This is a genomic window from Ruania halotolerans, from assembly GCF_021049285.1.
GTDB lineage: Bacteria > Actinomycetota > Actinomycetes > Actinomycetales > Beutenbergiaceae > Ruania > Ruania halotolerans.
In genome coordinates, this window is record NZ_CP088017.1 from 1,880,778 (window position 1) to 1,894,370 (window position 13,593).

The 13,593-nt window shown below is 68.6% G+C and carries 13 protein-coding genes; 12 read left to right on the forward strand and 1 reads right to left on the reverse strand.

Annotated features, from left to right (window positions below):
- The first annotated feature begins 21 nt into the window (after nucleotides 1–21).
- On the forward strand, nucleotides 22–1,272 hold the full coding sequence (gene mshC, locus LQF10_RS08255; protein WP_231066996.1) for a cysteine--1-D-myo-inosityl 2-amino-2-deoxy-alpha-D-glucopyranoside ligase: 1,251 nt from the start codon (nucleotides 22–24) through the stop codon (nucleotides 1,270–1,272).
- A 107-nt stretch (nucleotides 1,273–1,379) separates the two neighbouring features.
- Here mshC and LQF10_RS08260 read toward each other — a convergent pair whose 3' ends face one another.
- Complete coding sequence (locus tag LQF10_RS08260) at nucleotides 1,380–2,189, reverse strand: PAC2 family protein (protein ID WP_231067281.1); 810 nt, start codon at nucleotides 2,187–2,189, stop codon at nucleotides 1,380–1,382.
- Between the two features lie 170 nt (nucleotides 2,190–2,359).
- Here LQF10_RS08260 and LQF10_RS08265 point away from each other — a divergent pair, with 170 nt between their 5' ends.
- The 11 genes from LQF10_RS08265 to hisF are packed head-to-tail and all read left to right on the forward strand — an operon-like array spanning nucleotide 2,360 to nucleotide 13,582.
- Nucleotides 2,360–3,061: an HAD family hydrolase gene (locus LQF10_RS08265; RefSeq protein WP_231066997.1), complete on the forward strand. Its 702-nt coding sequence runs from the start codon at nucleotides 2,360–2,362 to the stop codon at nucleotides 3,059–3,061.
- The gene (locus LQF10_RS08270; RefSeq protein WP_231066998.1) at nucleotides 3,054–4,241 is read left to right on the forward strand and encodes a site-2 protease family protein; all 1,188 of its coding nucleotides are present in this window, start codon (nucleotides 3,054–3,056) and stop codon (nucleotides 4,239–4,241) included. Before LQF10_RS08265 ends, LQF10_RS08270 begins: the two co-directional genes overlap by 8 nt.
- A gap of 11 nt (nucleotides 4,242–4,252) precedes the next feature.
- On the forward strand, nucleotides 4,253–5,338 hold the full coding sequence (locus LQF10_RS08275; RefSeq protein ID WP_231066999.1) for a tRNA (adenine-N1)-methyltransferase: 1,086 nt from the start codon (nucleotides 4,253–4,255) through the stop codon (nucleotides 5,336–5,338).
- Between the two features lie 27 nt (nucleotides 5,339–5,365).
- Entirely contained in the window at nucleotides 5,366–7,018 is a 1,653-nt protein-coding gene (arc, locus tag LQF10_RS08280; RefSeq protein WP_231067000.1) for a proteasome ATPase, read from the forward strand.
- A 25-nt stretch (nucleotides 7,019–7,043) separates the two neighbouring features.
- Nucleotides 7,044–8,663: a depupylase/deamidase Dop gene (gene dop, locus LQF10_RS08285; protein WP_435531439.1), complete on the forward strand. Its 1,620-nt coding sequence runs from the start codon at nucleotides 7,044–7,046 to the stop codon at nucleotides 8,661–8,663.
- 34 nt (nucleotides 8,664–8,697) lie between these two features.
- Nucleotides 8,698–8,889 (forward strand): ubiquitin-like protein Pup, encoded by a 192-nt coding sequence (locus LQF10_RS08290; protein ID WP_231067001.1) that lies wholly within the window; start codon nucleotides 8,698–8,700, stop codon nucleotides 8,887–8,889.
- Entirely contained in the window at nucleotides 8,886–9,716 is an 831-nt protein-coding gene (prcB, locus tag LQF10_RS08295; protein ID WP_231067002.1) for a proteasome subunit beta, read from the forward strand. Before LQF10_RS08290 ends, prcB begins: the two co-directional genes overlap by 4 nt.
- Complete coding sequence (prcA, locus tag LQF10_RS08300; RefSeq protein WP_231067003.1) at nucleotides 9,713–10,465, forward strand: proteasome subunit alpha; 753 nt, start codon at nucleotides 9,713–9,715, stop codon at nucleotides 10,463–10,465. The genes prcB and prcA overlap by 4 nt, the downstream gene beginning before the upstream one ends.
- Nucleotides 10,462–11,859 (forward strand): Pup--protein ligase, encoded by a 1,398-nt coding sequence (gene pafA, locus LQF10_RS08305; RefSeq protein ID WP_231067004.1) that lies wholly within the window; start codon nucleotides 10,462–10,464, stop codon nucleotides 11,857–11,859. The genes prcA and pafA overlap by 4 nt, the downstream gene beginning before the upstream one ends.
- An 11-nt stretch (nucleotides 11,860–11,870) precedes the next feature.
- Nucleotides 11,871–12,815 (forward strand): FKBP-type peptidyl-prolyl cis-trans isomerase, encoded by a 945-nt coding sequence (locus tag LQF10_RS08310; RefSeq protein WP_231067005.1) that lies wholly within the window; start codon nucleotides 11,871–11,873, stop codon nucleotides 12,813–12,815.
- Entirely contained in the window at nucleotides 12,812–13,582 is a 771-nt protein-coding gene (hisF, locus tag LQF10_RS08315; protein ID WP_231067006.1) for an imidazole glycerol phosphate synthase subunit HisF, read from the forward strand. The genes LQF10_RS08310 and hisF overlap by 4 nt, the downstream gene beginning before the upstream one ends.
- The last annotated feature ends 11 nt before the right edge of the window (nucleotides 13,583–13,593 follow it).

Below are 13,593 nucleotides of genomic sequence, written 5' to 3' on the forward strand. Positions count from 1 at the left end.
CGAAGTGGTTACGCTAAGTTCGTGCAATCTTGGACTTCTCCCGCGATCCCCACCCTCCCTGGCCGAGGCCACGCCCTCCGATTGCACGACACGGCCACCCAGCGCACCGTCGATCCGGCCGCCGACGGCGTCGGCCGCCTGTACGTGTGCGGGATCACCCCGTACGACTCCACTCACCTGGGCCATGCCTTCACCTATGTGGCCTTCGACACGTTGCTCCGGGTGTGGCGCGATGCCGGAGTTGAGGCTTCGTACGTGCAGAACGTCACCGACGTCGACGATCCCCTGCTGGAGCGGGCCGAGGCGATCGGGGTGCCGTGGCGCGATCTCGCCGCTGATCAGGTGGCTCTGTTCCGATCCGACATGACGACGCTCCGCGTACTCCCGCCGACCCACTATGTCGGCGTGGTCGAGGCCATGGACCTCGTGGTCGACGCTGTGGAACGGCTCATCGCAGCCGGTGCCGCCTACTGGGTCGATCGCGACGTGTACGCGGATATCACGGCCGATCCACAGTTCGGATCGGTGGGCCACCTGGACGACGCCACGATGGCAGCGTTGTTCGCCGAGCGTGGTGGCGATCCGCAACGGTCCGGGAAGCGACACCCACTCGACCCGTTGCTCTGGCGCGGCGAGCGAGCCGGTGAACCCGCGTGGGATGGGCGCACCCTCGGTTCGGGGCGACCGGGATGGCACATCGAATGCGGTGCGATCGCCGCCGAGTACCTCGGACTGCCGATATCCGTGCAGGGCGGTGGCGAGGACCTGATCTTCCCGCACCATGAGATGGGCACCAGCCACCTGCGTTACCTGGGTTCGGGCTCTGACGGCGCCGAGTCCACCGAGGAGCCGATCCGTGCGTTCGTGCACACCGGGCTGGTGGGTTACGACGGCCACAAGATGAGCAAGTCGCGGGGCAACCTCATCTTTGTCTCCCGCCTCACTGCCGACGGCGTCGACCCCGCCGCCATCCGCCTCACCCTGCTCTCCCGCCACTACCGCTCCACGTGGGAGTTCACCGATCACCACCTCGATGAGGGCACGGCGCGCCTCCAGCGCTGGCGGGCTGCCGTGGCCGGCCGCGACAGTGCCGACGCGGTCCGAACCGACGCCGATGAGGTGCACCTGGAGCGGCTCCGCGCGGCGCTGGCACAGGATCTGGACACGCCGAGGGCCCTCGAGATCGTGGACGCGTGGGCCGCTGACGACGCAACCGAGCTGCTCGCCGATGCGGTGGACGCCCTGCTCGGTGTGGACCTGCGCTCAGCCTGAGGGGCCGAGGCTGTCACCAGTGAACTGTCACGACCGAGCTGTCACCACTGAGCTGTCCCGACCGAGCTGTCCCGACCGTACCGTGACTGCTGAGCCGCCCGACACCCTCAGTGCCCAGGGTCGCGTCGGCGCAGATACTTCTCGAACTCCCGTGCGATCGCCTCCCCGGAGGCCTCCGGAAGCTCGGCAGTGTCCTTGGCTTCCTCAAGCTGACGCACGTACTCGGCCACCTCGGGATCGTCGGAGGCGAGTTCGTCCACACCGTCCTGCCACGCCTTCGCGTCCTCGGCCAGCTCACCCACCGGGGTTGGCTCACCGAGTAGCTCCTCGAGTGCGTTCAGGAGGGCGAGCGTGGCCTTGGGCGAGGGGGGCTGCGCCACGTAGTGCGGAACGGCGGCCCACACATTCAATGCGTGCAGACGGCGTTCAGTGGCCATATGCGTGAGCACTCCGGTGATCCCCGTCGGACCCTCGTACTCGCTCGCCTCCACCTCCAGCAGGGCCTGAACCTTGGGGTCATCTGAGCTGGTCTGCACCGGGATCGGGCGAGTGTGTGGCACGTCCGCCAGAAGTGCACCCATGCACACGATGGTGCTCACGCCCAGTTCTTCAGCGATGTCGAGCACCTGGCGGCAGAACTCCCGCCACCGCATCGACGGTTCCACCCCTTGGACCAGCACGATCCGCCGACCCAGCTGCGGTGACACAGTCACCGAGACTGTGGTGCTCGGCCAGGTGAGGGTGCGCGCCCCGTCGTCGTCCCGGCCCACCATCGGCCGGTTCACCTGGAAGTCGTGGAAGTCGTCGATGTCGAGGCTGTGCACCTCACGGACGTCCCACGCCTCGGCGATCTGCGCGAGTGCAGTGCTGGCGGCCGAGCCGGCGTCGTTCCAGCCTTCGAATGCGGCGATCAGCATGGCCGGTGGGACGTCGGGAGCGTGATCGGCCGTCGGCTGCTCGTCCGGCTCGCGATGGCGTGGCTGACTGGTCACCGCAATAGCCTACGGCGTGCACGCGCGCGACCGGTCAGCTGGTGCCGGCTACGAGACGCTCCGACCCCGCGCGACACCACGCATACACTGAGGCGGTGCCCACCATCACCACTGAGACCGAGTTGGCCGCCGTCCTCTGGGACATGGACGGCACCCTCGTCGACACTGAGCCCTACTGGATTGCCGCCGAAATGGCGATGTCAGCTGAACAAGGCGGCTCGTGGGACGAAAGCCTTGCCGAAGACCTCGTCGGGCTGCCGCTGCAGGTATCGGCGGCCGAATTGCAGCGTCGTGCCGGATTGCGCGGAACCGTGGAGGAGATCGTCGAGGAGATGATCGCCCGCGTGATCAGCGCCATCGCCACCGAGGGGCTGCCATGGCGGCCCGGAGCACGTGAGCTGCTCGATGCCCTGGGCCATGCGGGCGTGCCGTGCGCCCTGGTCACGATGTCCTGGCGGCGCCTGACCAATGTGGTGCTCACCGGCCTCGATCCGAATCCGTTCCAGGTCATCATCACCGGCGACGAGGTCACCCACGGTAAACCGCACCCGGAACCCTACCTACGGGCTGCTGCCGCACTCGGGGTGGATCCGGCTGCGTGCGTGGCCATCGAGGACTCCTTGCCGGGCCTGACCTCCGCCGAGGCATCCGGTGCGGCCGTGCTGGGCGTGCAGGCGAAGATCCCCATCCCGCCAGCCCCCGGCCGTAGCCGGCTTGCCACTCTGGAGGGGGTCACCGTGGCGCACCTGCGTCAGATCGCCGGTGGGGCCGTCGAGGACCGCCTGCTGCATGCCTGAACCCGCCCAGTCCTCCACTCCGCGGCGCCCCGCCCGGCAGCGATCGACCACCCGCGGGTGGCGAATCGGCACATTCGGCGGCGCCCCGGTGATCGTGACCGCCGGCTGGCTGTTGATCGCAGCGGTCCTCGTGGCGCTGGTCGGACCTCAGTTGCAGACCCGCACTGGCGCCGGACCGATCGCCTACCTCTGGGCGCTCACCGTGCCGGCACTGCTGTTCGTCTCGGTGCTCGCCCATGAACTCGCGCACGGTTTTGCCGCGCGGTGGCGCAACGTCCCCGTCCGCGAGTATGTGGTGACCCTGTGGGGCGGGCACACCTCCTTCAGCACCGGACTGCGTACCCCCACGGATTCGGCGATCGTCGCTGTGGCGGGTCCGCTCGCGAACCTGGCACTTGCCGCCCTGGGCTGGTTCCTGGGCGATGGCCTGGGCGGACTTCCTGGCCTGGCCGTGGCCGCATTCACCTATACGAACGCCTTCGTGGGCGTGTTCAACCTGTTGCCGGCCCTGCCGTTGGACGGCGGCAAGCTCCTCGAAGCGGCGGTCTGGGCGATCCGGTCCGACCGGATCAGCGGCACCCTGGTGGCGGCCCGCGCCGGGCAGGTGCTCGCCGTGGTGGTGCTGGTGGCAAGTATGGGGTGGCCCTTGCTGCAGGGAGGGCGGCCCAGCGTGGTCACCGTCATCTGGGCAGCGCTGGTGGCAGGGGTGCTCTGGTCCGGGGCGCAGGCGTCCCTGCGTCATGCCACGGCCCAGCGGCGCGCCCGTGATGTGGACCTGGAGCGACTGGCCACTGGCGCGCACGTGCTGCCCACCGCCGGCACGGTGGCGGATGCCGATCGCGTCCTGACGGCCACGCCCTCGGTGGGGATCGTGCTGGTGGATGAGAAAGGCCGGCCCGTGGCGCTGGTGGACCGTCGCGCTCTCGGCGAGGTCCCGCAGCAGGGGCGGGAGCGGGTACCGCTGAGTGCTGTGGCGCACGCCGTTCCTCCGGCTGCACTGGTCACGCAGACCCGTGGGCCGGATGCCGTGGCTCAGGTGGCCCGTGCTGCCCAGGCCGGGGCCGCCGTCGTGATCCTCGTGGGCCTGGCCGGAGGTGGGCAGCGGACGGGCACGGCCCAGGTGCTGGGTTTGGTGCCGGTGGCCCAGGTGGTGCACCTGCTCGGGGGCCAGCGCGCGTAGACTGCCCGCCCGTGACTACCGACCGCCAGCCCACCGGTGCCGACATCCGCCGTGGCCCGTTCCGGCCAGGGGACAAAGTACAACTGACCGACCCCAAGGGTCGGCTCACCACGATCACGCTCGCCGATGGCGGGGTGTATCACACCCACCGCGGGTCCTTCCCGCACGATGACCTCATCGGAGCACCGGAAGGCACAGTCGTCTCCACGACGGCGGGCATCGACTACCTCGCGCTGCGCCCGCTACTGGGTGACTTCGTCCTCTCCATGCCACGCGGCGCCGCCGTGATCTACCCCAAGGACGCTGCCCAGATCGTCACCCAGGCGGATGTCTACCCCGGCGCCCGCGTGGTAGAGGCCGGGGTCGGTTCCGGCGCTCTTTCGCTCTCCCTGCTGCGTGCGGTCGGAGACGGCGGATCCTTGCTCTCGGTGGAACGACGCGAGGACTTCGCCGAGATCGCCCGCGGCAACATCGAGGACTTCTTCGGCGGGGAGCACCCCGCCTGGACCCTGCAGATCGGGGACCTCGCTGATGTCCTGCCCACTGCGACCGAACCGGGCTCCGTGGACAGGATCATCCTCGACATGCTCGCCCCGTGGGAGAACCTCGATGCGGCCGCCGAGGCACTCGCCCCAGGTGGAGTGTTGCTCGCCTACGTGGCCACGGCCACCCAGCTCTCCCGGTTCGCGGAGGATACGAAGAAGGACGGCCGGTTCACCGAGCCGGTCGCCTGGGAGTCGATGGTGCGCGGTTGGCACCTCGAAGGGCTCGCCGTACGGCCGGAGCACCGGATGATCGGACACACCGGATTCCTCATCACCACCCGTCGGATGGCCCCGGGCACCGCGGCCCCCGAGCGCCGGCGCCGGCCCGCGCCCGGTGCCTACGCCGAGGAGGGTGTACCTGTGGAGGCGGACCAGCTCGCGGCGGACCTCGGCGAGCGGGACGTCTCGGCGAAGAAACTGCGCAAACTGCGCCGATCCTTCGACGCCCGGCGCCGCGCACGTGAGGAAGGCAGCGATGGCGGCGAGCAGGACGCCAGCCCCGATCAGCAGGCGGACCCACCGTCCTCGAAGCCGGGCGCTGACCTAGAGTAGGAGAATCGCCAGCGAGAGGGAGTCACGATGGTCGACGACGGCACCGCTACTGTTCGCGAACGGGAGCTGGCCGAACAGGCCTCCTCGCTCGCCGCGAAGAACGAGCGGCTCGTCACCGCGTTGACCACGGCACGTTCGCAGCTGGTGGAAATGCGCTCCCAGCTCGAGGAGATGACCAAGCCGCCCGGGAACTACGCGGTCTTCCTGGCTGCCCACGCCGACCGCACTGTCGATGTGATCTCCTCCGGGCGCAAACTCCGCGTCGGTGTCGCACCGAGTGTCCCGGCCGAGTCGCTGCGGCCCGGCCAGGAGGTGCAGCTGAACGAGGCGATGACCGTGGTGGCGGCAGGCGGCTATGAGCCGGTGGGGGAGCTGGTCACCGTCAAGGAGGTTCTCGACGGCGAACGCGCCCTGGTCCTGGGCCGCGCCGAGGAAGAGCGTGTGATTCGCCTGGCCGGGCCGCTGGTCGAGTCCGGGGTACGGGTGGGGGACGCGCTCACCGTGGACACCCGCACGCACTTCGCCTTTGAGCAGATCCCGCGCTCGGAGGTCGAGGACCTCATGCTTGAAGAGGTGCCGGACGTTGCCTACACCGATATCGGCGGTATGGCGCGGCAGATCGAGCAGATCAAGGATGCCGTCGAGTTGCCGTTCCTGCACCCGGACCTGTTCGTCGAGCACGGTCTCAAGCCCCCCAAAGGGCTGTTGCTGTACGGCCCGCCCGGTTGTGGGAAGACCCTCATCGCGAAGGCCGTCGCCACCTCATTGGCGAAAACCGCAGCACTCGATGCGCAGGGTCACCCCGAGGGCGCCGCTCCGCCGCGCAGCTACTTCCTGAACATCAAGGGCCCCGAGCTGTTGAACAAATTCGTGGGGGAGACCGAGCGACACATCCGGCTGATCTTCTCCCGTGCCCGCGAGAAGGCCTCACAGGGTGTCCCCGTGGTCGTGTTCTTCGACGAGATGGAGTCACTGTTCCGCACCCGCGGTACCGGGGTCTCCTCCGATGTGGAGACCACGATCGTGCCGCAGTTGCTTGCCGAGATCGACGGCGTGGAACGGCTGGAGAACGTGATCGTGATCGGTGCCTCGAACCGGGAGGACATGATCGACCCCGCGATCCTGCGCCCCGGCCGGCTGGACGTGAAGATCAAGATCGAGCGCCCGGATGCCGAGTCGGCGCGGGACATCTTCACCAAGTACCTCACCGCCGACCTGCCGATCCACCCGGATGACCTCGCCGAGCACGGCGGAGACCCCGAAGCCGCGGTGACGGCGATGATCGAGCGGGTGGTGGGGCGGATGTACGCCGAGGAACCGGAGAACGAGTTCCTCGAGGTCACCTACGCCAGTGGCGACAAGGAGACGCTCTACTTCAAGGACTTCAATTCAGGGGCGATGGTGGCCAACATCGTGGACCGCGCGAAGAAGCAGGCCATCAAGGACCTGCTCGCCACCGGGGTGCGTGGCATCCGGGTGGAGCACGTGCTCAACGGCGTGGTCGATGAGTTTCAGGAGAATGAAGACCTGCCGAACACCACCAATCCGGACGACTGGGCCCGGGTGTCGGGAAAGAAGGGGGAGCGGATCGTGTTCATCCGCACGATCGTGCAACACAAGGGCGCCCCGCAGGCCAGCCGGACCATCGAGAACCTCAACCCGACCGGCCAATACCTGTAGGGCCGAACGCGCATAGGCTGGCTCGGTGAGCGTTCGACGGGTGATGGGCATCGAGACCGAGTACGGCCTCCTCGGCGTGGGCAATCCCGGCGCCAATCCGATGCTCATGTCCGCTCAGCTCGTGACGGCGTACGCGAATGAGGGGATGCCGGTTGCAGCCCGCGCCAGGTGGGATTACCAAGATGAGGATCCGCTCTGTGACGCACGCGGGTTCCGGCGCGATCGCGCCGACGCCGACCCCAGTCTGCTCACCGACGATCCACTGCATCCGGCGCCTGAGGGCCAGACGCCCATCTCCCTGAGACGGCGGCCCGCGACTGCGCCGGAGACGGCCACGGTGGCCAATGTGATCCTCCCGAATGGGGCGAGGTACTACGTTGACCACGCCCACCCGGAATACTCCAGTCCGGAGGTCACCACACCACGCGATGCCGTGCTCTGGGACCGGGCCGGAGAGCAGGTGCTCCTGCGCTCCAGTCGTTTGCTCGCCCAGATCGCGGGGATGCCCGAGGTGGCGCTGTACAAGAACAACACCGACGGCAAGGGCGCCAGCTACGGCACCCACGAGAACTACCTCCTCGACCGTGCCGTTCCGTTCGAGGACATCGTCACTGCACTCACACCGTTCCTGGTCACTCGGCAGGTGTTCTGCGGCGCCGGCCGGCTCGGCCGCGGCCAGCGCGGCCAGTCGCCCGGCTACCAGATCTCCCAACGCGCCGACTTCATCGAGGCCGAGGTCGGTCTGGAGACGACGCTACGCCGCCCGATCATCAACACCCGTGACGAACCGCACGCCCAGGCGAGCCGCTACCGGCGCCTGCACGTGATCGTGGGCGACGCGAACGTCCTCGAGGTGTCCACCTATCTCAAGGTCGGCACCACGGCGCTGCTGCTGTGGCTCCTGGAACACGGGTCGGTTCCGCTGGAGTTGGCCGCCCTGCGCCTCGCCGACCCGGTCGGCGCGGCGCACGAGGTCAGCCATGATCTGGACCTCACCCGCGAACTCGAACTGGAGGACGGGCGGGCGATGACCGCCTTGGAGATCCAGCGGGCTTACTGCCAGGTGCTCACCACCGCCGTCCGCGCCCATGCCGAGCGCACCGGCATCGCACCCGATCAGCAGACCACGGACGTGCTGAGCCGGTGGGCTGACCTGTTGCACCGGCTCGGTTCGGACCCCAGCAGCTGCGCCCGCGAGGTGGAATGGCTCGCCAAGCTCCGCGTGCTGGAGGCGATGCGCCGGCGGGACGGCCTCGGCTGGGACTCCCCGCGGCTGGCGGCCACAGATCTGCAATGGTCCGACCTGCGCCCCGAACGCAGCATCTACGCCACCCTGCTCAACGCCGGAGCCATCGACCGGATCGTCGCCGAAGAGGACGTGGAACACGCGGTGCAGCACCCGCCGCAGGACACCCGCGCGTACTTCCGCGGAGAGGCGATCCGGCGCTACCCGGACGCAGTGGCCGCCGCCAGCTGGGACGCGATCACCTTCGACATCGAGGACTCGCCCGCACTGCAGCGGGTGCCGATGAGCGACCCGCTCCGAGGCACCCGAGAGCACCTGGGCACGCTCTTGGAGAACAGCCCGGACGCCGCCTCCCTCCTGGCCGCGTTGACCACCCCTGATCGCCGCCCCGGCACGTAGGATCGACGGGACACCACAGTCGCAAGGAGAACCCATGTCGCCACGACAGTTCGACCAGCGCACTCCCGAGCCGCGCCCGGACGACGAACCGTCCGGTCCGCCCACGGCCGCTGCCGCTCAGGCCCGGGACACCGAGGTCGACTCGCTCCTGGACGAGATCGACGATGTGCTGGAGACCAATGCCGAGTCCTTTGTGCGCGGATTCGTGCAGAAGGGCGGGCAATGACGGCCGGCCGTGCTGAGCAGCAGTACCCCGACCGGCTCCCGGCAGCGTTCACCCGGCCCGGCAGCGCCTCCTTCGTCGAGTTCCTGGGCTCCTACGCCCCGGAGTTGCTCCCCGGAGGCACCGCTGCCCCGGACGCCACCGTGACCTCCCCGCACGCCACCACGATCGTGGCGCTGACCTACGACGGCGGGATGGTGATGGCGGGGGACCGGCGCGCAACGATGGGATCGACCATCGCGCACCGGCAGATGGAGAAGGTGTTCGCTGCGGATGAGTACTCCGCGGTCGGTATTGCCGGAACGGCCGGTCCGGCCGTGGACCTGGTGCGGTTGTTCCAGTTGGAGTTGGAGCACTACGAGAAGATCGAGGGCACGCTGCTCTCCTTGGAGGGCAAGGCGAACAGGCTCGGATCGATGGTCCGCGGCAACCTCGCGATGGCATTACGCGGACTGGTGGCCCTGCCCTTGTTCGGCGGTTATGACCCGCGCACCGACGCCGGACGGATCTTCTCCTACGATGTGGCCGGCGGCCGGTACGAGGAGACCGAGCACCACAGCATCGGATCCGGCTCGGTGTACGCCAAGGGGTCGTTGAAGAAGCTGTGGCGCCCCGGGCTGAGCCCCGCAGAAGGCGTGCAATGCGTGCTGCACGCCCTCATGGACGCCGCGGATGACGATTCGGCCACGGGCGGGCCGGATGTGAAGCGCGGGATCTATCCGATCGTGGCACGAGTGGGCGCGGCCGGGTACGAACGGGTGCCGGATCACGAGCTGGCCGAGGCTGTGGCCCAGGTGGCCGCACTCCCGGAGAGGAACCGTCAGGCATGACGCAGCCGTTCTACGTCTCACCCGAGCAATTGATGAAGGATCGGGCGGACTTCGCGCGCAAGGGGATCGCCCGCGGTCGTTCGGTGATCGTCCTCGGATATGAGGACGGCATTGCCTTCGTCACCGAGAACCCCTCGCGAGCCCTGCACAAGATCAGTGAGATCTATGACCGGATCGGCTTCGCAGCCGTTGGTAAGTACAACGAGTTCGAGAACCTCCGGGTGGCCGGAGTGCGTTATGCGGACCTGCGCGGCTACTCCTACGACCGGGTGGACGTGAGCGCACGTGGGCTCGCGAACGCCTACGCGCAGACCCTCGGTGCGGTGTTCACCACCGAGTCCAAGCCGCTCGAGGTGGAGATCGCCGTGGCCGAGGTGGGCCTGACCCAGGCCGACGATCAGATCTACCGACTCGGCTATGACGGATCGGTCGCCGACGAACCGGGTCACGTCGTCATGGGCGGGGCAGCTGACCGACTCGGCGCGCACGTCGGCGACCACTGGCGACCCGGCCTCAGCCTTGCCCAGGGACTGGCGCTCGCCGTCGGCACCCTCGGCACGGACGAGTCCGGCACCCGCAGGCGGATCCCGGCGGAGCATCTCGAGGCTGCCGTGCTCGACCGCACCCGCACCCGCCGGACCTTCCGGCGCCTTGACCCGACGTGGCTGGCCGCACTACTGGACGAGGGAGCACGAGCGGGTACCGACCCGGCGGTCTCGACGGATGCACCGGGACCGGACGACGAATGATCCGGCGCATCTTCGGGTTGGAGACCGAGTTCGGCATCACCTGCGCGGCACCGGAAGGCCGGGGGCTCTCCGCCGAGGAGGTGGCACGCTACCTGTTCCGCAAAGTGGTCGCCTGGGGCAGGTCCTCGAACGTCTTCCTCGGCAACGGGGCCCGCCTGTACCTTGACGTCGGCTCCCACCCCGAGTACGCGACCGCCGAGTGCGACGATCTCGCCCAACTGGTCGCTCACGACAAGGCGGGAGAGCGCATCCTGGAAGGTCTGGTCGCTGACGCCCAGGAACGTCTGGATGCCGACGGGGTGCCGGGACGGGTCCACCTGTTCAAGAACAATCTGGACTCGGCCGGGAACTCCTACGGCTGCCACGAGAACTACCTGATCCGCCGTCGCGGCGATTTCGCGCGCCTCGCAGAGGTACTCGTTCCGTTCTTGATCACCCGTCAGGTGCTCACCGGCGCCGGGCACGTTCAGGTCACCTCCCGCGGGCCGATGTATTGCTTCTCCCAGCGCGCCGATCACCTCTGGGAGGCCACCAGTTCGGCGACCACCCGATCCCGCCCGATCATCAACACCCGCGACGAGCCTCATGCAGATGCCGAACTCTACCGGCGCCTGCACGTGATTTCCGGGGACTCCTCGATGTCGGAGACCACCACCTTGCTCAAGGTGGGGATGACGGACCTGCTGCTGCGGATGCTTGAGGCGGGGCATCAGTTCCCCGATCTGAGCCTGGAGAATCCGGTACGGGCGCTGCGGGAGATCTCGCACGACATCACCGCCACTGCACCGGTGACCTTGTCCACCGGTGCCCGGTACACGGCCGTGGACGTGCAGCAGGTCTACCTCGATCGAGCGCGAGAGTTCGTCTCATCCGCGGACGAGAAGGGACCGTACGATGAGCAGGTCCTTGAGCTCTGGGGCCGCGGGCTGAAGGCGTTGCGCAGCGGTGAGACCGCCCTCGTGGACCGTGACCTCGACTGGGCGATCAAGAAGCGACTCCTGGACCGCTACACCGAATCCCATGGCGTGACGCTCTCCGATCCGCGCGTCCTGCGCCTCGATCTTGCGTATCACGACATCTCTGCCCGGGATGGGCTCTTTGCCAAGCTCACCGCACGCGACATGGTCAGCCGGGTGGTGACCGATACGCAGATCGGCGAGGCGGCGGCGAACCCGCCGGCAACGACCCGCGCCAGGCTACGGGGGGCATTCGTCCAGGCGGCCACCTCGCGGCGGCGCGATTACACCGTGGACTGGGTGCACCTGAAGCTGAACGACAGCGCTGGGCATACGGTGCTGTGCAAGGACCCGTTCCGCGCCGAGGACGAGCGGGTGGACCGGTTGATTGCCTCGATGGAGAGTCCTGCGGGCGGGGTCACCGGGCTCGGAGCGTAGGATCGGCAGCCGTGTCTGCCACTTCGCCTCCCGCTGCCCCGACCTGCGTGCGTTCGGTGCGCCACGACGGACGCCACCCGTTCGGGTCGCTGGCCGGCCGTCTGCTCGGCGTGCTGACGGTCCTGCTGGTGGTGGCCGGCTGTACCGAACCGGATCCCGAACCTCCGCCGGCGGCTATCGACCACATCCAGGTGGTCGGGGAGTTCGGTGCGCGCCCCCAGGTGATCTTCGAGACACCGCTGGAGATCGCCGAGACCGACACCACGACGGTCATCGAAGGAACCGGGCCCACACTCGCTGATGGCGATCTGGCCCTGGTGTCCTATCTCGCAGTGGACGCGACCACCGGGGAGGTGGTGGGCGATATCTACGGATCGCAGCCCCAGACCATGCAAGTGAACGAGGCGTCTGCCGGGCCGCTGTATGAGGAGTTGGCGGGGGCAGCCGAGGGCAGTCGCCTCCTGCGCGTGGAACTGGGCACTGCCGCCGATCCCGATCCCGTGGTGATCGTCTACGACGTGCTGCACACACGGGCCTGGGGTGAACCGGTGGACCCACCCGAGGACGCACCGTCGGTGAGCCTGGACGAGGACGGTGCGCCGAGCGTCGAAATCCCCGACGGCGACGCCCCCACCGAGCTGCGCATCGTCACCCTGAAGCGGGGCGAGGGCGCGCAGGTCCAGGCCGAGTACGCCGTCACCGTGCGGTACACGGCCGTCTCGTGGGACACCGGAGAGGTCGTGGACGGCACCTGGTCGGAGGGCCAAGGGCCCACGACGATCGCCTTCACCGGCCTGATCGAGGGGTGGCAGGACGGTTTGGTGGACGCGACCGTGGGCTCGCAGGTGATGTTGATCGTCCCGCCTGAGCAGGCGTTCGGGGACGATACCCTCGTCTACGTGATCGATGTACTCGCTGTCTCTCCGATGGACGGTACCGAAGGGGAGTCCGAGTGAGCGTCGCCGTGCGGGTGATCCCGTGCCTGGACGTGGACGCGGGCAGGGTTGTCAAGGGTGTGAACTTCGAGAACCTGCGTGACGCCGGCGATCCGGTGGAGCTGGCCCGTCGGTATGACGCCGCGGGAGCCGACGAGGTCACGTTCCTGGATGTGAGTGCCTCCACACAGGACCGTGCCACCACGAAGGAGATCGTCTCCCGTACCGCCGAGGAGGTCTTCGTCCCGCTCACTGTTGGCGGTGGTGTGCGAAGCGCCGAGGACGTGGACGCCCTGCTGCGCGCCGGGGCGGACAAGGTCGGGGTGAACACCGCGGCCATCGCCCGCCCGGAGCTGATCGGTGAGATCGCCTACCGGTTCGGTTCGCAGGTGCTCGTGCTCTCCGTCGATGCCCGCCGCACGCGTGAGGGCGTGCAGACGCCTTCCGGCTTCGAGGTCACCACCCACGGCGGCCGCCGCGGTACGGGGCTGGATGCCTTGGAGTGGGTGCGTCGCGCCGAGGAGCTGGGTGTGGGGGAGGTGCTGCTGAACTCGATCGACGCGGACGGCACCACGGCCGGATTCGACCTCGAGATGATCGCCCGGGTCCGGGCGCAGGTGCGCGTACCGCTGATCGCCAGCGGAGGCGCCGGAACCCCGGAGCACTTCGCCGAAGCTGCTCGCGCAGGCGCGGATGCGCTGCTCGCGGCGAGCGTGTTCCACTTCGGCACCCTCGGCGTCGGGCAGGTCAAGGACGCGCTCCGCGCGGCCGGCTTTCCAGTGCGCTGAGGGGCGGGCCG